The organism is Klebsiella sp. (genome assembly GCF_027492335.1).
GTDB classification, from domain to species: Bacteria; Pseudomonadota; Gammaproteobacteria; order Enterobacterales; family Enterobacteriaceae; genus Klebsiella; species Klebsiella huaxiensis.
Window position 1 is genome coordinate 1 of the sequence record NZ_JAPUEW010000035.1, and the last position, 17,014, is coordinate 17,014.

The 17,014-nt window shown below is 52.8% G+C and carries 17 protein-coding genes; 9 read left to right on the forward strand and 8 right to left on the reverse strand.

Translation table 11 applies throughout. The features are described from left to right. The coding region (tkt, locus tag QVF11_RS10365) for a transketolase (RefSeq protein WP_287856759.1) at positions 1 to 1,982 on the reverse strand (1,982 nt) is incomplete at its 3' end. Between the two features lie 279 nt (positions 1,983 to 2,261). Here tkt and loiP point away from each other — a divergent pair. Beyond that, a complete protein-coding gene (gene loiP / locus QVF11_RS10370) occupies positions 2,262 to 3,020 on the forward strand; it encodes a metalloprotease LoiP (protein WP_287856761.1) in 759 nt (252 codons plus the stop codon). Between the two features lie 220 nt (positions 3,021 to 3,240). On the opposite strand, the gene speB is transcribed toward loiP, so the two are convergent. From speB to QVF11_RS28695, 5 genes are all read right to left on the reverse strand, one after another. Beyond that, positions 3,241 to 4,161, reverse strand: a complete 921-nt coding sequence (gene speB / locus QVF11_RS10375) for an agmatinase (protein ID WP_112217192.1) — start codon at positions 4,159 to 4,161, stop codon at positions 3,241 to 3,243. Between the two features lie 151 nt (positions 4,162 to 4,312). Continuing rightward, a complete protein-coding gene (locus QVF11_RS10380; RefSeq protein WP_287856763.1) occupies positions 4,313 to 5,044 on the reverse strand; it encodes a hypothetical protein in 732 nt (243 codons plus the stop codon). 151 nt (positions 5,045 to 5,195) lie between these two features. Then, a complete protein-coding gene (gene speA / locus QVF11_RS10385) occupies positions 5,196 to 7,172 on the reverse strand; it encodes a biosynthetic arginine decarboxylase (RefSeq protein WP_112217190.1) in 1,977 nt (658 codons plus the stop codon). After that, a complete protein-coding gene (gene yqgB / locus QVF11_RS10390) occupies positions 7,165 to 7,311 on the reverse strand; it encodes an acid stress response protein YqgB (RefSeq protein ID WP_130624344.1) in 147 nt (48 codons plus the stop codon). Before yqgB ends, speA begins: the two co-directional genes overlap by 8 nt. 85 nt (positions 7,312 to 7,396) lie before the next feature. Continuing rightward, a complete protein-coding gene (locus QVF11_RS28695) occupies positions 7,397 to 7,546 on the reverse strand; it encodes a hypothetical protein (protein WP_420915786.1) in 150 nt (49 codons plus the stop codon). Positions 7,547 to 8,012: 466 nt separating this feature from the next. Between QVF11_RS28695 and metK the strand changes: the two genes are divergently transcribed. The 8 genes from metK to ruvX all read left to right on the forward strand — a co-directional run bounded on the left by metK (position 8,013) and on the right by ruvX (position 15,247). Continuing rightward, a complete protein-coding gene (gene metK / locus QVF11_RS10395) occupies positions 8,013 to 9,167 on the forward strand; it encodes a methionine adenosyltransferase (RefSeq protein WP_112217189.1) in 1,155 nt (384 codons plus the stop codon). A 379-nt stretch (positions 9,168 to 9,546) separates the two neighbouring features. Then, complete coding sequence (locus QVF11_RS10400) at positions 9,547 to 10,941, forward strand: sugar porter family MFS transporter (RefSeq protein ID WP_112217188.1); 1,395 nt, start codon at positions 9,547 to 9,549, stop codon at positions 10,939 to 10,941. A 75-nt stretch (positions 10,942 to 11,016) separates the two neighbouring features. Continuing rightward, a complete protein-coding gene (locus QVF11_RS10405) occupies positions 11,017 to 11,517 on the forward strand; it encodes a SprT family zinc-dependent metalloprotease (protein WP_112217187.1) in 501 nt (166 codons plus the stop codon). Positions 11,518 to 11,611: 94 nt separating this feature from the next. Further along, the gene (gene endA / locus QVF11_RS10410) at positions 11,612 to 12,319 is read left to right on the forward strand and encodes a deoxyribonuclease I (RefSeq protein ID WP_287856768.1); all 708 of its coding nucleotides are present in this window, start codon (positions 11,612 to 11,614) and stop codon (positions 12,317 to 12,319) included. A 90-nt stretch (positions 12,320 to 12,409) separates the two neighbouring features. Continuing rightward, positions 12,410 to 13,141 carry a 16S rRNA (uracil(1498)-N(3))-methyltransferase gene (rsmE, locus tag QVF11_RS10415; RefSeq protein WP_112217185.1) on the forward strand — a complete coding sequence of 244 codons (732 nt, stop codon included), beginning with the start codon at positions 12,410 to 12,412 and terminating at the stop codon, positions 13,139 to 13,141. A 20-nt stretch (positions 13,142 to 13,161) separates the two neighbouring features. Next, positions 13,162 to 14,109 (forward strand): glutathione synthase, encoded by a 948-nt coding sequence (gshB, locus tag QVF11_RS10420; protein WP_112217184.1) that lies wholly within the window; start codon positions 13,162 to 13,164, stop codon positions 14,107 to 14,109. Between the two features lie 158 nt (positions 14,110 to 14,267). Next, positions 14,268 to 14,831, forward strand: a complete 564-nt coding sequence (locus QVF11_RS10425; RefSeq protein WP_112217183.1) for a YqgE/AlgH family protein — start codon at positions 14,268 to 14,270, stop codon at positions 14,829 to 14,831. After that, positions 14,831 to 15,247 (forward strand): Holliday junction resolvase RuvX, encoded by a 417-nt coding sequence (gene ruvX, locus QVF11_RS10430; RefSeq protein ID WP_112217182.1) that lies wholly within the window; start codon positions 14,831 to 14,833, stop codon positions 15,245 to 15,247. Before QVF11_RS10425 ends, ruvX begins: the two co-directional genes overlap by 1 nt. A gap of 55 nt (positions 15,248 to 15,302) precedes the next feature. Here ruvX and QVF11_RS10435 read toward each other — a convergent pair whose 3' ends face one another. Together QVF11_RS10435 and QVF11_RS10440 are read right to left on the reverse strand one after the other, a co-directional pair. Beyond that, positions 15,303 to 15,956 (reverse strand): LuxR C-terminal-related transcriptional regulator, encoded by a 654-nt coding sequence (locus QVF11_RS10435; protein ID WP_287856770.1) that lies wholly within the window; start codon positions 15,954 to 15,956, stop codon positions 15,303 to 15,305. Between the two features lie 348 nt (positions 15,957 to 16,304). Next, positions 16,305 to 17,014, reverse strand: a 710-nt coding sequence (locus tag QVF11_RS10440) for a type IV pilus twitching motility protein PilT (RefSeq protein WP_287856772.1), incomplete at its 5' end; no start/stop codon positions are given.

The following is a 17,014-nucleotide window of genomic DNA, read 5'->3' on the forward strand; positions in this document are numbered from 1 at the left end:
GCTTTCGCTTTGGCGACAACGTTATCCACGGTGAAGCCAAACTCTTCAAACAGCAGCTCAGCCGGAGCAGATTCGCCGAAGGTAGTCATGCCGACGATAGCGCCGTTCAGGCCCACGTATTTGAACCAGTAGTCAGCGATGCCCGCTTCAACTGCTACGCGAGCAGAGACCGCTTTCGGCAGCACGGCTTCACGGTAAGCGGCATCCTGCTTGTCGAATGCGTCGGTGGACGGCATGGAAACCACCCGCGCCTTCACGCCTTCGGCAGTCAGTTTTTCGTAAGCGGCTACCGCCAGCTCCACTTCTGAACCGGTGGCGATGAAAATAAGCTCTGGCTGGCCAGCGCAATCTTTCAGCACATAACCACCGCGGGCGACGTTCGCCAGCTGCTCTTCGGTACGTTCCTGCTGCGCCAGGTTCTGACGGGAAAGGATCAGCGCGGTCGGGCCGTCCTGACGCTCAACGCCGTATTTCCACGCGATAGCGGATTCAACCTGGTCACACGGACGCCATGTGGACATGTTTGGCGTGACGCGCAGGGAAGCCACCTGCTCAACCGGCTGGTGAGTCGGGCCATCTTCGCCCAGACCGATGGAGTCGTGGGTATACACCATCACCTGACGCTGCTTCATGAGAGCCGCCATACGCACCGCGTTACGGGCGTATTCCACGAACATCAGGAAGGTGGAGGTGTACGGCAGGAAACCGCCGTGCAGCGAGATACCGTTGGCAATCGCGGTCATACCGAATTCACGCACGCCGTAGTGGATGTAGTTGCCTGCAGTGTCTTCGTTGATGGCTTTAGAGCCGGACCAGATGGTCAGGTTAGACGGTGCCAGGTCAGCGGAGCCGCCGAGGAATTCAGGAAGCAACGGACCGAAAGCTTCGATCGCATTCTGGGATGCTTTACGGCTGGCGATTTTCGCCGGATTCGCCTGCAGCTTAGCGATGAACTCATTCGCTTTCGCATCGAAGTCAGACGGCATATCGCCTTTCATACGACGGGTGAATTCTGCCGCTTCCTGCGGGAAGGCTTTCGCATAAGCCGCGAACTTCTCGTTCCAGGAGGCTTCTTTCGCCTGACCGGCTTCTTTCGCATCCCACTGAGCATAGATATCAGACGGGATTTCAAAGGCCGGGTGTTTCCAGCCGAGTGCTTCGCGGGTCAGCGCGATTTCCGCGTCGCCCAGCGGTGCGCCGTGGGAGTCGTGGGTGTCCTGTTTGTTCGGAGAACCGAAACCGATGATGGTTTTGCACATCAGCAGAGACGGTTTGTCGGTAACAGCACGTGCTTCTTCCACTGCGCGTTTAATCGAGTCAGCATCGTGACCGTCCACGCCGCGCACCACGTGCCAGCCGTAGGCTTCAAAGCGTTTTGCCGTGTCGTCAGTGAACCAGCCTTCAACGTGACCGTCGATGGAGATGCCGTTGTCGTCATAGAACGCCACCAGTTTGCCCAGTTTCAGGGTACCGGCCAGGGAGCATACCTCGTGGGAGATACCTTCCATCATGCAGCCGTCGCCCATGAAGGCGTAAGTGAAGTGGTCAACAATGTCGTGGCCCGGACGGTTAAACTGCGCCGCCAGCGTTTTCTCCGCAATCGCCATACCCACCGCATTGGCAATACCCTGACCCAGCGGACCGGTAGTAGTTTCAACACCCGCGGTGTAACCCACTTCCGGGTGACCCGGAGTTTTAGAGTGCAGTTGGCGGAAGTTTTTCAGCTCTTCAATCGGCAGATCATAACCGGTGAGGTGCAGCAGACTATAGATCAGCATAGAGCCGTGACCGTTGGACAGCACGAAGCGGTCGCGGTCAGCCCATAATGGGTTCTGCGGGTTATGGTTCAGGAAATCACGCCACAGGACTTCAGCAATGTCAGCCATACCCATCGGGGCACCCGGGTGACCGGATTTGGCTTTCTGTACTGCGTCCATGCTCAGCGCACGAATAGCGTTGGCAAGCTCTTTACGTGAGGACATTTTGACTCCAGATCGGATAATGAAGGCCATGCCCGCAACGACTTGACGACAGCGCGTTTTGGGCTACGCCGGAAAAAAGTGTGAACAATGTAACCTAAGCGGCAAAACATGTACATGGAGCATCCTTTTGCCGCTTAAGAAATCTCTGGAACATGTTGTACTACACCGTAATCCTCTCGCCCGCATCCTGAGATAGTATTTATAATTTGTATAGGATACGGCAGGCCTGCTATCGCCGTTTTTTCGGAAAAATAACCATAAGATTGTGGAAGATAAAAAATGAAAATTCGTTCAGCTATTCTTGCCCTTGGGATCGCAGCAACGCTTACCGGATGCCAGAACATGGACTCTAGCGCCCTGCTTGGCTCTGGCGCAGAAGCCTGGCAGGCTTACTCTCTCAGCGACGAGCAGGTTAAAACCTTAAGCGACAAGGCCTGCCAGGAGATGGACGCCAAAGCCACCATCGCGCCTGCCAGCAGTGAATACAGTAAGCGCCTCAGCAAAATCGCCGCCGCGCTGGGCGACAACATTAACGGCCAGCCGGTGAACTACAAGGTGTACCAAACCAAAGACGTCAACGCATTTGCCATGGCCAACGGCTGTATTCGCGTCTATAGCGGGCTAATGGATTTGATGAATGATAATGAAGTTGAAGCGGTCATCGGCCATGAAATGGGTCACGTGGCGCTCGGTCATGTGAAGAAAGGGATGCAGGTCGCGCTGGGTACCAACGCCGTGCGCGCAGCGGCAGCCTCAGCTGGCGGCATTGTTGGCAGTCTCTCGCAGTCGCAACTGGGCGATCTGGGTGAAAAACTGGTGAATTCACAATTCTCCCAGCGCCAGGAATCTGAAGCAGACGACTACTCTTACGATCTGCTGCGTAAACGCGGGATTAACCCAGCGGGCCTGGCCACCAGCTTCGAAAAATTGGCTAAACTGGAAGCCGGTCGCCAAAGCTCAATGTTTGACGATCACCCGGCATCGGAAGCGCGCGCTCAGCATATTCGCGATCGAATGGCTGCGGACGGCATTAAGTAACCGCCGCCCCATCAGCAAGCCATATCAGATATTTTTGGCAAAGCTCGTCATGCAAGCCGGATAGCATTAGCGCTATCCGGCATACCTGGTGATGACAAACCCGTTTTAGGCATTGTGCCCGGATTCATGCCGGGTGGCGGCTAACGCCTTACCCAGCCTACGAGATCCGCGATTATCTGTAGGCCCGTGCAAGCGCAGCGCCGCCGGGCAATTCCTGTGATTACTCGCCTTTCTTCGCCGCCTGGATATACAGCATCTCCAGCGCCAGAGTCGCCGCCGCCAGCGCAGTGATTTCGGACTGATCGTAAGCCGGAGCCACTTCCACCACGTCCATGCCAACAATATTCAGGTCCTTCAGGCCGCGTACCAGTTTGATCGCGCGATCTGAAGTCAGGCCACCGATCACCGGCGTACCGGTACCCGGTGCGAATGCCGGATCCAGGCAGTCGATATCAAAGGTCAGATAGACCGGCATATCGCCGACGATCTGCTTAACCTGGGCAATCACATCGTCAGCAGTCCGATCGTTAACCTGACCCGCATCCAGCACCGTGAAGCCGTTATCTTTATCAAACTCGGTACGAATGCCGATCTGCACCGAATGATTCGGGTCGATCAGACCTTCGTTCGGCGCAGTATAAAACATGGTGCCGTGGTCGAATTCGCAGCCGTTTGCATAGGTATCGGTGTGAGCATCGAAGTGCACCAGCGCCATTTTGCCAAAGTGCTTAGCGTGCGCGCGCAGCAGCGGCAGCGTCACGAAATGGTCACCGCCGAAGGAGAGCATGCGTTTACCCGCAGCCAGCAATCTTTCCGCGTGGGCCTGCAGCTTTTCGCTCATCTCACGCGCATCGCCGAAGGCATAAACCAGATCGCCACAGTCAACCACGTTGAGACGCTCACGCATATCAAAGTTCCACGGGAAGCGGTTGTGCTCCCACGCAAGGTTAGTCGACACCTGACGGATCGCCGCCGGACCGTGACGGCCGCCAGCGCGCCCAGAAGTCGCCATATCAAACGGGACGCCGGTAATCACCCAGTCAGCATCGCTGTCGTACGGCTGGAAGTTCAGCGGCAGACGCAGAAAACCAAATGCGTTAGATACCAGGGAGTTATCGTATTGATGACCTAAGGTGCTCATGGGTATGACCTCTTTTTGCCGTCTTGGTATTTGAAAAAGATATAAAAAAACCCTTTCGCGTCGTTAGGCCCGACGAGAAAGGGTTTGGGTATACATATAGCATATTGGGCGTAATTATCGCCCTAAAACTACCCGGCTTCAAGCAAAGCGTTTATTTACGACAAGGCGGCGGCGCATAGTCGTTGCTGTCTGCCGGGAAAGCCTGGGCTGAGCACGGCGGCAACGTTTTCGCAGCAGGCCCCTGTAATGCAAACGCCGCAAAACCAATCACGCCGGTATTACGGACGTCTCCCTGCGCGGAGTTAGCCGCATAGGAATCAGAGGCATCAGAGAACTGGAACGCCGCCTCGGTATGCTTATCTTTTCTGAACCCTTTAATCGCCAGTGAATCACCAGCATTAACAATATAACCGCTATTATTCAGAGAGCCAGGTTTACCGCTCAGCACATCCAGGCCATCAACCGTCGCGACAATTTCATAATTCGTATCACGACTGAAATTACGCACGTATAGCTGATAGTTCATCCCCACGGTCGCCGGGATAATATACTGCCACTGTCCAGTGTAGGAGTCATAACGACGAGTAATTGGAATAGAATTAAAATTTGCATCACGAATAGCATATTCAAGATTACTGATACGAATGCTATAAACACGATCGTACCCCGACTGGTATTTAGCAGAGTAATTTATCAGAATAATTTCACTGGGCTCACGCTCTGCCCGCTCAGCTGAGACGCCCGTCACCGTTGAATTTACGTCTCCCCCCCACGTGGTGCCCACTTCGGAATGCATGGATGGGTTGGAGTGCATCTGCCCAGCGCAGCCGCCTAAAAGCAAAAACATGCTGACCAGTAAACTCTTAATTTTAAATCCCTTCATATCCACTTCCTCTGCTGTCATGAATAAATCACCCAGCAATATTATGGATATTTAAAAATAAAAAAAGAGGGTAATTAACGATTAAGATTCTTTTCAGAATGAGATGACCGATTTATAAAAACAAATCGGTCATCAAGCGGAATACTCTTAATTACTCATCTTCGAGATAAGTATATCCATATAATCCCGCTTCGAACTCTTCAAGGAACTGCTGCTGCAGCGCTTCGTCGAGGCCTGAGTTTTTCACCTGATCGCGGAACTGAGTCAGCAACGTGCTCGGGTCTAGCTGCACGTATTGCAGCATGTCCGCCACAGTATCCCCTTCATCGGACAGCTCAACTTCCACGCTACCGTCAGGGAACACAAACACGTCGACGGCTTCCGTATCACCGAACAGGTTGTGCATATTGCCGAGAATTTCCTGATAGGCACCGACCATAAAGAAACCCAGCATTGGCGGATTTTCCGGATCGTACTCCGGCATCGGCATAGTGGTTGCGATGCCATCGCCATCCACGTAGTGATCAATCGCCCCATCGGAGTCACAGGTGATATCCAACAGCACCGCGCGACGTTCCGGCACCATATTCAGCCCTTCCAGCGGCATCACCGGGAACAGCTGATCGATACCCCAGGCATCCGGCATCGACTGGAACAGTGAGAAGTTGACGTAGATTTTATCCGCCATCCGCTCCTGCAGCTCGTCAATAATCGGACGATGCGCACGGTTGCTCGGGTCGAGCTGCTTCTGCACTTCATGACACATATTCAGATACAGCTGCTCGGCCCAGGCGCGCTCCTGAAGATTAAAGGTGCCGGAGGAGTAGCCAATGTGGATATCATGCAGGTCCATCTGGCTATCGTGCAGCCATTCGCGCAGCGAGCGGCGGTTGCCGGTCTCGTGCATTTCCAGCCAGGTTTCCCACATACTTTGCAGTGGACGCGCTGCGTCTTGTGCAGGCGGAGTCGCTTCGGTGTATTCGTTACGCTCAACGCCGATAATGTTAGAGACCAGCACGGTATGATGCGCAGTCACTGCACGACCCGACTCGGTAATCACCGTCGGATGCGGCAGGCCGTTCTCTTCACAAGCATCGCCAATCGCCCAGATAATGTTGTTAGCGTACTCGTTCAGGCCGTAGTTCACCGAACAATCGGACTGCGAACGGGTACCTTCATAGTCCACGCCCAGACCGCCGCCAACGTCGAAGCACTGAATGTTGACACCCAGCTTATGCAGCTCAACGTAGAAGCGCGATGACTCACGCACGCCGGTGGCAATATCACGAATATTGGCCATCTGCGAACCGAGATGGAAGTGCAACAGTTGCAGGCTGTCCAGGTGCCCTGCCGTACGCAGGATCTCAACCAGTTGCAGAACCTGCGTTGCCGCAAGGCCAAATTTCGATTTTTCGCCGCCGGATGACTGCCATTTTCCGGAACCCTGCGATGCCAGACGCGCACGCACGCCAAGTCGCGGTACCACGTTCAGGCGCTCGGCTTCTTCCAGCACGATAGCGATTTCCGACATTTTCTCGATGACCAGATAGACCTTGTGACCCATCTTTTCACCCACCAGCGCCAGGCGGATATATTCACGGTCTTTATAACCGTTACACACAATCACGCTACGGGTCATGCCCGCGTGCGCCAGGACCGCCATCAGTTCCGCTTTTGAGCCCGCTTCCAGACCCAGTGGTTCACCGGAGTGGATCAGCGACTCAATAACCCGGCGATGCTGGTTAACCTTGATCGGATAAACCAGAAAGTAGTCACCGTTATAGCCATAGGATTCACGCGCGCGTTTAAATGCAGCGTTAATCGAACGCAGGCGGTGCTGCAGAATCTGCGGAAAGCAGAACAGCGCTGGCAGGCGCTGGCCCTGCGCTTCACGCGCTTTCACCAGCTCGGCGAGGTCAACGCGCGCTTCCGGGACGTCAGGATCCGGGCAAACGCTGATATGGCCCAGTTCGTTAACGTCGTAGTAGTTATTACCCCACCAGGCAATATTATAAGTACGTAGCATCTTGCTGGCTTCCTGGGAGCTCATCGCAACCTCCTGCATGGAACGTAGTACACCGTGTTCGCCTGCTGACGAAGGCGAAAACAAAGACATGTCGTCAGACATAGCGAACCTCAAATTTAGTAACAAGTGTAAAACAGTTGACTACTATCGCAATCCGAAGAAGCGATAACAACCCATGAACAGTCCTAAATCCCAGCAGATAGTGCTGGTCTCGCGACTGCGCGACCGGTTTCTTATTCATATCATCGTAAAACACGTACCCGAACGGAGTATGACAGTTCGGAGAAACCACGAGAAAACCCTTGCGATAGCAAGAGCGCCCTTGTTCAGTTTTCCAATCGCCAACCGGCCCTGGAATCCTGAGAAGCGCCGAGATGGGTAGAGCATCGGCTGGTTTGCATGAGAGAGATGCAGCTTGCGGGATAGTGACGTGCGACGGAACGACGCGACGAATCAGGCAAAAAACGTGGGTTCATTATTAAGGATCACCTCCACACTGCCCCGACATGGGCCAGCGACAAGCCAAAGCTAGACATTCCGAACAGCCAGCGCAAACGCTGCTACGGGACTCTGTAAACACAGACTGCTTAACCCGGCTGGAAGTGGCGTCACGAGAAGAGTGCTCGTGCGCTTTTTAATGAGCCGCGCGCGGCGTTTTATACCGAGAAGCGGGGTAAAAAGCAAAATAAAAATATGCGCGTTACCGGGGTTTGTCAGGAAAAATTGCCACCACGGTTTTCCCATAAATGCGACGAATATCAAAAAAGGCTGGAAATGGGGTCAACAACTGCCCTAAAATAGCCATCCAGAAGTTAATCCATCTATACTGATTAACACTCAGACTGCTCGTGTCACTACCTGCAAGCTTTGGTAGGGTCATCCGTCAAAGCCTCTCTACACAACAGTATGAGCTACCCGAATCGTCCACAGGTGAAATAAAACATGGCAAAACACCTCTTTACGTCCGAGTCCGTATCAGAAGGGCATCCAGACAAAATTGCTGACCAAATCTCCGACGCCGTACTGGACGCGATCCTCGAGCAGGATCCGAAAGCACGCGTAGCATGTGAAACCTACGTCAAGACCGGCATGGTTCTGGTTGGCGGTGAAATCACCACCAGCGCATGGGTTGATATCGAAGAGATCACCCGTAACACGGTCCGTGAAATTGGCTACGTGCATTCCGATATGGGCTTTGATGCCAACTCCTGCGCAGTACTGAGCGCTATCGGCAAACAGTCTCCGGACATCAACCAGGGTGTTGACCGTGCCGATCCGCTGGAACAAGGCGCGGGCGACCAGGGCCTGATGTTTGGCTACGCCACCAACGAAACCGATGTACTGATGCCAGCGCCGATCACCTATGCTCACCGTCTGGTGCAGCGTCAGGCTGAAGTTCGCAAAAATGGCACTCTGCCGTGGCTGCGCCCGGATGCGAAAAGCCAGGTCACTTTCCAGTACGACGACGGTAAAGTTGTCGGTATTGATGCGGTTGTTCTGTCTACCCAGCACGCCGAAAGCATCGATCAGAAATCGCTGCAGGAAGCGGTGATGGAAGAGATTATCAAACCGGTTCTGCCGACCGAGTGGCTGACCAGCGCAACCAAATTCTTCATCAACCCAACAGGCCGTTTTGTCATCGGCGGCCCGATGGGCGACTGCGGCCTGACCGGGCGTAAAATCATCGTTGATACCTACGGCGGCATGGCTCGTCACGGCGGCGGCGCATTCTCCGGTAAAGATCCATCAAAAGTGGACCGTTCTGCAGCCTACGCTGCACGCTATGTTGCGAAAAACATCGTGGCGGCTGGTCTGGCTGACCGTTGCGAAATTCAGGTTTCCTACGCTATCGGCGTTGCAGAACCGACTTCCATCATGGTTGAAACCTTCGGCACTGAGAAAATCGCTTCTGAACAACTGACTCTGCTGGTTCGCGAGTTCTTCGATCTGCGTCCGTACGGCCTGATTCAGATGCTGGATCTGCTGCACCCGATCTACAAAGAAACCGCTGCTTACGGTCACTTTGGCCGCGAACATTTCCCTTGGGAAAAAACCGACAAAGCCGCTCAACTGCGCGAAGCCGCTGGTCTGAAATAAGTCCCGCTCTCCTCGCTTTTAAGGCCAGCCACGTGCTGGCCTTTTTATTTTTTCACTTCCTCACAGCGCCATTTCTCCCTTTGTAACAAAAGCCAAATGAAAGCGATTACATCATTTACGGAGCGAAATTTTCATCCTGAAATGCTCTCAATGCAATAATGCGTCACTATGTTACACAATATTTCAGGAAACTCTGATTAGCATTTTTAATTTCTTCGCCTGAACTTATATAATTCACTGATTCTAATAAAATTAAATACATTACGTTTCTTTACGATAGTGTAACCGATTACACAGCCGTGATTGATATCACATTTTTTTACTACGTACTTCCCTACCCTAACCATCGACAGAATCAATAACTCAACTGGAGGGCGTTATGCCTGACAACAAAAAACAAGGGCGCTCGAACAAGACAATGACGTTCTTTGTCTGCTTCCTCGCCGCACTGGCTGGCCTGCTGTTCGGCCTTGATATCGGTGTGATTGCGGGTGCCTTACCCTTTATCGCCAATGAGTTTCAGATAAGCGCTCATACCCAGGAATGGGTGGTGAGCTCAATGATGTTCGGCGCCGCCGTTGGCGCAGTCGGTAGCGGCTGGCTCTCTTTCAAACTCGGACGCAAAAAAAGCCTGATGATTGGCGCTATCCTGTTCGTTGCCGGTTCGCTGTTCTCGGCGGCCGCTCCGAACGTTGAAGTGCTGCTGATCTCCCGCGTGCTGCTCGGGCTGGCGGTTGGCGTCGCGTCCTACACCGCTCCGCTGTATCTGTCTGAAATCGCGCCGGAAAAAATTCGCGGCAGTATGATTTCGATGTATCAGCTGATGATCACCATTGGTATTCTCGGCGCTTATCTTTCGGATACCGCTTTCAGCTACAGCGGCGCATGGCGCTGGATGCTGGGCGTCATCATTATCCCGGCGATTCTACTGCTGATTGGCGTCATCTTCCTGCCGGATAGCCCGCGCTGGTTTGCCGCTAAGCGCCGCTTTGTCGATGCCGAACGCGTGCTGCTGCGCCTGCGGGACACCAGCGCTGAAGCAAAACGCGAACTGGATGAGATCCGCGAAAGCCTGAAGGTAAAACAATCCGGCTGGTCGCTGTTTAAAGAAAACAGCAATTTCCGTCGCGCGGTGTTCCTCGGCGTTCTGCTGCAGGTGATGCAGCAGTTCACCGGTATGAACGTCATCATGTATTATGCGCCGAAAATCTTTGAACTGGCAGGCTATGCCAATACCACAGAACAGATGTGGGGTACGGTGATCGTCGGTCTGACCAACGTTCTGGCAACCTTTATTGCCATTGGTCTGGTTGACCGCTGGGGTCGTAAACCCACGCTGATCCTTGGCTTTATCGTGATGGCCGTCGGTATGGGCGTACTGGGCAGCATGATGCATATTGGCATCCATTCAGCCACCGCACAGTACTTTGCCGTGCTGATGCTACTGATGTTTATCGTCGGTTTTGCGATGAGCGCCGGTCCGCTGATTTGGGTGCTGTGTTCAGAAATCCAGCCGCTGAAAGGGCGTGATTTCGGTATCACCTGCTCAACGGCAACCAACTGGATTGCCAATATGATCGTTGGTGCAACCTTCCTGACCATGCTGAACTCGCTGGGCAGCGCCAACACCTTCTGGGTCTATGGCGGTCTGAACGTGTTGTTCATCTTCCTGACGCTGTGGTTGATTCCGGAAACGAAAAACGTCTCTCTGGAACATATCGAACGTAACCTGATGAAAGGCCGTAAACTGCGCGAAATTGGCGCTCGCGACTAACCCGACAGGCTTCCTCCCGCCCGGGAGGAAGCTTCTTCTTGCTCTCGACTTCTTGCCGCACTATCCTCTGGCGCTATGAAAACACCCCGAATTCCCATTGCCCTTCAACAGGCCGTCATGCGCAGCTTGCGCGAGAATCTGGCCAAAGCTAATGCCAAACTGGGACAACATTACCCTGAACCGGTACTGGTCTATCAGCAGCGCGGAACGTCCGCCGGTACCGCGTGGCTGGAAAAAAACGAAATTCGCCTTAACCCGGTGTTGTTGATGGAAAACCAACAGGCATTTATCGACGAGGTCGTACCGCATGAGCTGGCACATCTGCTGGTGTGGAAGCACTTTGGCCGCGTCGCACCGCACGGCAGAGAGTGGAAATGGATGATGGAGAACGTACTGGGCGTCCCGGCCCTGCGCACCCATCGTTTTGAACTCGACTCGGTACGCAAAAACACCTTCACCTACCGTTGCCAGTGTCAGCAGCATCAGTTAACCGTCCGCCGCCACAATCGCGTGGTTCGCGGGGAGGCCACCTATCGCTGCGTTCGCTGTGGTGACGTACTGGTGGCAGAAAAGTAATCCCCGGAAATAATTGGAAGTTTTCTGATCTGACTGATTGCGTCAGGCAATCACATTCGTTACGTTGCGGGCTCGTTTTGACATGGAGTTCACGATGTCCCGCATTCATATTTTTACTGTCGCGTTTCTCAGCGCGACGGCGTGTGGCCCGCTTGCGGCCGAAGGAATCAACAGTTTTTCTCAGGCCAAGGCTGCTGGAGTCAAAGTTAACGCCGACGTCCCCGGCGATTTTTACTGCGGCTGTAAAATCAACTGGCAGGGGAAAAAGGGCGTTATCGACCTGGAATCTTGTGGCTATAAAGTGCGTAAAAATGAAAATCGCGCCAGCCGGGTTGAGTGGGAGCACGTCGTTCCGGCCTGGCAGTTCGGCCACCAGCGTCAATGCTGGCAGGACGGTGGACGGAAAAACTGCGCCAAAGACCTGGAGTATCGCAAGATGGAAAGCGACATGCATAACCTGCAACCCGCGGTTGGCGAGGTCAATGGCGATCGCGCCAATTTTATGTACAGCCAGTGGAACGGTGGCGAAGGCCAGTATGGTCAGTGCGCCATGAAGGTTGATTTCAAAGACAAAGTCGCCGAGCCGCCGGTTCGCGCCCGCGGTTCTATCGCGCGCACCTACTTCTATATGCGCGACCGCTATCAGCTAAACCTTTCCCGCCAGCAAACCCAGCTGTTTACCGCCTGGGATAAGCAGTATCCGGTGACGACCTGGGAGTGTCAGCGCGACGAGCGCATTGCGAAAGTCCAGGGTAACCATAATCCTTACGTCCTGCAGGCTTGCCAGGCGCAAAAGAGCTAACCTACACTAGCGGCAATTGTTAATTTGCAGCTTCACTCTTCCCCCCTGATGGGGGAAGACAACATCTGCGCGAAGAACGGAATATCAAGCATGCGCATTCCTCGCATCCATCACCCGGAACGTATTACGACGGGTAATCAGATTGCCCTCTCCGACGACGCGGCTAACCATGTCGGTCGCGTTTTACGTATGGGTAAAGGTCAGGCAATTGAGCTTTTTGACGGCAGTAATCAGGTTTTCGAAGCGGTCATTGTCGAAGCCGGTAAGAAAAATGTTCTGGTTGAAGTACAGAGCAGCAAAATCGATAACCGCGAATCCCCACTGCATATCCATTTAGGTCAGGTAATGTCCCGTGGCGAAAAAATGGAATTCACCATCCAGAAATCGATCGAACTTGGTGTAAGCCTCATAACGCCACTGTTTTCCGAGCGCTGTGGCGTTAAACTGGATGCCGAACGTTTGCAGAAGAAGATCCAGCAGTGGCAAAAAATCGCCATTGCCGCCTGCGAGCAGAGCGGTCGCAACGTGGTGCCGGAGATCCGCCCGGCAATGCAGCTTGAAGCCTGGTGTGCGGAACAGGACGAGGGCCTGAAGCTCAATCTGCATCCCCGGGCCAGCGCCAGCATTAACACGCTGCCGTTGCCGGTCGAGCGTGTTCGCCTGCTGATTGGCCCGGAAGGCGGCCTGTCGGCGGAAGAAATAGCGATGACCGCTCGCTACCAGTTTACTGATATCCTGTTGGGACCGCGCGTTCTGCGTACAGAGACAACTGCGCTCACTGCCATCACCGCCCTGCAAGTGCGTTTTGGCGACTTAGGTTGAGGCGTTAACGGAGAAGAATAATGATTAAGCTCGGCATCGTGATGGACCCCATCGCAACCATCAACATCAAGAAAGACACCAGCTTCGCCATGTTGCTGGAAGCGCAGCGTCGCGGCTATGAACTCCATTATATGGAGATGAACGATCTGTACTTAATAAACGGTGAAGCCCGCGCCCGTACGCGCACGCTGAGCGTCGAGCAAAACTACGATAAATGGTATGAATTCAACAGCGAGCAGGATCTGCCGCTTGCGGATCTCGACGTAATTCTGATGCGTAAGGATCCGCCGTTCGATACTGAGTTTATCTACGCGACCTATATTCTTGAGCGTGCCGAAGAAAAAGGAACGCTTATCGTCAACAAGCCGCAAAGCCTGCGCGACTGTAACGAAAAGCTATTTACCGCCTGGTTCTCCGAATTAACCCCGGAAACGCTGGTCACCCGTAATAAAACTCAGTTGAAAGCCTTCTGGGAAAAACATGGCGATATCATCCTCAAGCCGCTGGACGGCATGGGTGGCGCATCGATTTTCCGCGTTAAAGAAGGTGACCCTAACCTTGGCGTGATCACCGAGACATTAACCGAACTCGGCAGCCGTTACTGCATGGCGCAGAACTATCTGCCAGCCATTAAAGATGGCGATAAGCGCGTACTGGTGGTTGATGGCGAACCCGTACCTTACTGCCTGGCCCGTATACCGCAGGGTGGCGAAACTCGTGGTAACCTTGCAGCAGGTGGTCGCGGTGAAGCGCGCCCGCTGACTGAAAGCGACTGGGCTATCGCCCGCCGCGTCGGCCCAACGCTAAAAGCTAAAGGGTTAGTCTTTGTGGGTCTGGATATCATTGGCGATCGCCTGACGGAAATTAACGTCACCAGCCCGACCTGCGTACGTGAAATCGAAGCCGCATTCCCGATTTCCATTACCGGTATGCTGATGGACGCCATCGAGAAGCGCATCAATAAATAAGCGTGGCTTCAGGCTACGGGCCCGCGCCTGTAGCCCGAAAGATCACACAAGTTGATTCAATGCCCCTGTAACCTGAAAGATAAAGTTGAATCGACAGCCTTGCATGTTACCCGCATACTGGGTGCTGCTTTTTTGAACCAGGAACAGAACCTCTGACAATGAATTTACAGCATCACTTTCTAATTGCCATGCCTGCTCTCCAGGACCCGATTTTCCGTCGCTCCGTAGTCTATATCTGCGAGTATAACGATGACGGTGCCATGGGCATTATTATCAATAAACCGATGGAAAATCTGCTGGTTGAAGGGATCCTGGAGAAGTTAAAAATCGCGCCCGATCCGCGTAACCCTGATATCCGCCTGGATAAACCGGTTATGCTCGGTGGGCCTCTGGCTGAAGACCGGGGCTTTATCCTGCATTCACCACCATCCGATTTCTCATCCAGCATCCGTATCTCTGATAATACGGTGATAACCACCTCTCGCGACGTACTGGAAACACTGGGTACGGACAAGCAGCCTGGTAACGTGCTGGTCGCGCTGGGATATGCTTCCTGGGAGAAAGGCCAACTGGAGCAAGAGATATTGGATAACGCCTGGTTAACCGCTCCGGCCGATCAGAATATTTTGTTTAAAACACCGATAGCTGACCGCTGGCGCGATGCAGCGAAGCTGATTGGTATCGATATCGTGACAATGCCAGCCGAAGCGGGACATGCATAATGAGCGGAACCTTATTGGGTTTTGATTTTGGCACCAAAAGTATTGGCGTCGCAGTCGGGCAGCGCATCACCGGGACTGCCCGCCCTCTTCCCGCACTTAAAGCACAGGACGGCAAGCCGGACTGGAACATTATCGAAAAATTACTGAAAGAGTGGCAACCTGAGGCCGTTATTGTCGGTCTGCCGCTTAATATGGACGGTACTGAACAGCCTCTTACCGCACGTGCACGCAACTTCGCCAATAAAATACATGGCCGCTTTGGGGTGCAAATAACGTTACATGACGAACGTCTGAGCACCGTTGAAGCCCGAGCCGGATTATTTGAACACGGCGGATTTCGCGCGCTAAATAAAGGCAGCATCGATTCGGCTTCAGCGGTCATTATTCTGGAAAGCTATTTCGAACAAGGTTTCTAAGCCTGACAAATGGCGCCATAGCCTGTAACTGGCGCCACTTCCCTGACTCAACCCGTTAGTGACGCAGATGTTCGTTCGCCCAGCTTACCGCCTGGGTACGATTCTTCACGCTCAGCTTACGAAACACGTTATACAGGTGAGTGCGGACCGTATTTTCGCTTATAAATAGTGCGCGAGCTATATCCATATTGGTCGCACCACAGCGCAGTTCATTAAGAATCTCACATTCGCGTTCAGTCAACGGCGAGCTTTCCGTAGGTGCCGATGCATGATCCGCGGCATACATCGCCGGGTGCATCACGCTCAATTCAGCCGTCTGTTCACCGTTCAACACGGCTTTAACGCCCTCAATTAAGCGCGATTCATCATCGTCATGGCGAAAGACACCATAAAGCGCAGGCCACTGTGCCATTTCGTAGAGTTCATACTTTTGTGCGCTATTGATAATCAGCAGACGAGGATTGTCTGCTTGTAAGCGAATAATGTCACGCCATACGCTGTTCAACTTTTTATTTGAAACAGCAATATCAAATAATATTACAGAATCTTTCAAAAGACGTTGTGCAAGGGGCTTATTAATATTTTGCAAAATGACAGAAACAGATAACGTATCAGCCAGATACGTTGCAAATGCTTTGCTTTGAATCGATGGGTGAGTAATAAAAGTAACCTGGTGAGAACGAATTAAATCCTCAGAAAAATTAATCACTTAAAACTCTCCTTAGTTGATACCCGCCTTCATAGCGGTTAAATGAATTAAAAAGAATACGATCACGAGTGTATTTATAAATCCAAACCACATTTACACATTGAAACAATATTCTATGGGAATTTTCCTATCCCTGCAAACAGCATAAATCGAATGCCTTAAGAGAGTCAAAATATTATCAAACTTTTTTCCTGGTTATGGGAAGTTTATGTCAATTATTTTTTCATAGCGTACATTATTCGGCTTAATTTTACGTACTTATCTGTAATATAAAATTATGATACCGAACATTAATAAAACATTGTCATAACAAGCCATTGGTAAGATGTCTGAATATAAAAAATACAGCTATAAACGACCCGCCGCCGTACGTTGCTGAAAGCTTTGCGTAAATGTTTGCATACCCGATTGCTGCCCGGTTTGCATCACGCCGGGCAGCTGATGCGTTTTTCCCTCTCGGATCAAATTCGCCACAGCCGGGGTATTAACCAAAAGCTCGTATAGCGCAACTCTTCCACCAGCAGTATCCGGAAACAATTTTTGTGCCAGTACAGCGCATAAACTCCCTGCCAGCTGACTGCGGACCTGCTCTTTCTCCTGCGCCGGAAAAACATCCACCAGCCTCTCGACCGCCTGCGCCGCGCCACGCGTATGCAACGTCGCCATCACCAGATGTCCGGTCTCTGCCGCGGTTAATGCAAGGCGGATCGTTTCACTATCACGCAGTTCCCCTAACAAAATGACGTCAGGGTCCTGACGCAGCGCGACGCGCAATGCCGATGCAAAGGAGGGACAGTGGCGGCCAACTTCCCGCTGTTGAATCAGGCAACGCTCGCTGTGATGGATAAACTCAACCGGGTCTTCCAGCGTCAGAATATGACCATCGAGACGCTGGTTAAGATAACCAACCATCGCCGCCAGGGTGGTTGATTTACCGCTCCCGGTCGCCCCAGTGACCAGAATAAGCCCACTCTCTTCATGGAGCATTTCCGGTAAGGCGGCAGGAGCCCCTAGTTCCTCCAGTAAAGGACAAGTTTCTGCCAGCAGGCGTAATGCCA

What these genes read in the sequence shown, in the direction of transcription:
- loiP (WP_287856761.1), top strand. Translation starts at nt 2,262, where the DNA reads ATGAAAATTCGTTCAGCTATTCTTGCCCTTGGGATCGCAGCAACGCTT.
- speB (WP_112217192.1), bottom strand. Translation starts at nt 4,161, where the DNA reads ATGAGCACCTTAGGTCATCAATACGATAACTCCCTGGTATCTAACGCA.
- QVF11_RS10380 (WP_287856763.1), bottom strand. Translation starts at nt 5,044, where the DNA reads ATGAAGGGATTTAAAATTAAGAGTTTACTGGTCAGCATGTTTTTGCTT.
- speA (WP_112217190.1), bottom strand. Translation starts at nt 7,172, where the DNA reads ATGTCTGACGACATGTCTTTGTTTTCGCCTTCGTCAGCAGGCGAACAC.
- yqgB (WP_130624344.1), bottom strand. Translation starts at nt 7,311, where the DNA reads ATGAATAAGAAACCGGTCGCGCAGTCGCGAGACCAGCACTATCTGCTG.
- QVF11_RS28695 (WP_420915786.1), bottom strand. Translation starts at nt 7,546, where the DNA reads ATGAACCCACGTTTTTTGCCTGATTCGTCGCGTCGTTCCGTCGCACGT.
- metK (WP_112217189.1), top strand. Translation starts at nt 8,013, where the DNA reads ATGGCAAAACACCTCTTTACGTCCGAGTCCGTATCAGAAGGGCATCCA.
- QVF11_RS10400 (WP_112217188.1), top strand. Translation starts at nt 9,547, where the DNA reads ATGCCTGACAACAAAAAACAAGGGCGCTCGAACAAGACAATGACGTTC.
- QVF11_RS10405 (WP_112217187.1), top strand. Translation starts at nt 11,017, where the DNA reads ATGAAAACACCCCGAATTCCCATTGCCCTTCAACAGGCCGTCATGCGC.
- endA (WP_287856768.1), top strand. Translation starts at nt 11,612, where the DNA reads ATGTCCCGCATTCATATTTTTACTGTCGCGTTTCTCAGCGCGACGGCG.
- rsmE (WP_112217185.1), top strand. Translation starts at nt 12,410, where the DNA reads ATGCGCATTCCTCGCATCCATCACCCGGAACGTATTACGACGGGTAAT.
- gshB (WP_112217184.1), top strand. Translation starts at nt 13,162, where the DNA reads ATGATTAAGCTCGGCATCGTGATGGACCCCATCGCAACCATCAACATC.
- QVF11_RS10425 (WP_112217183.1), top strand. Translation starts at nt 14,268, where the DNA reads ATGAATTTACAGCATCACTTTCTAATTGCCATGCCTGCTCTCCAGGAC.
- ruvX (WP_112217182.1), top strand. Translation starts at nt 14,831, where the DNA reads ATGAGCGGAACCTTATTGGGTTTTGATTTTGGCACCAAAAGTATTGGC.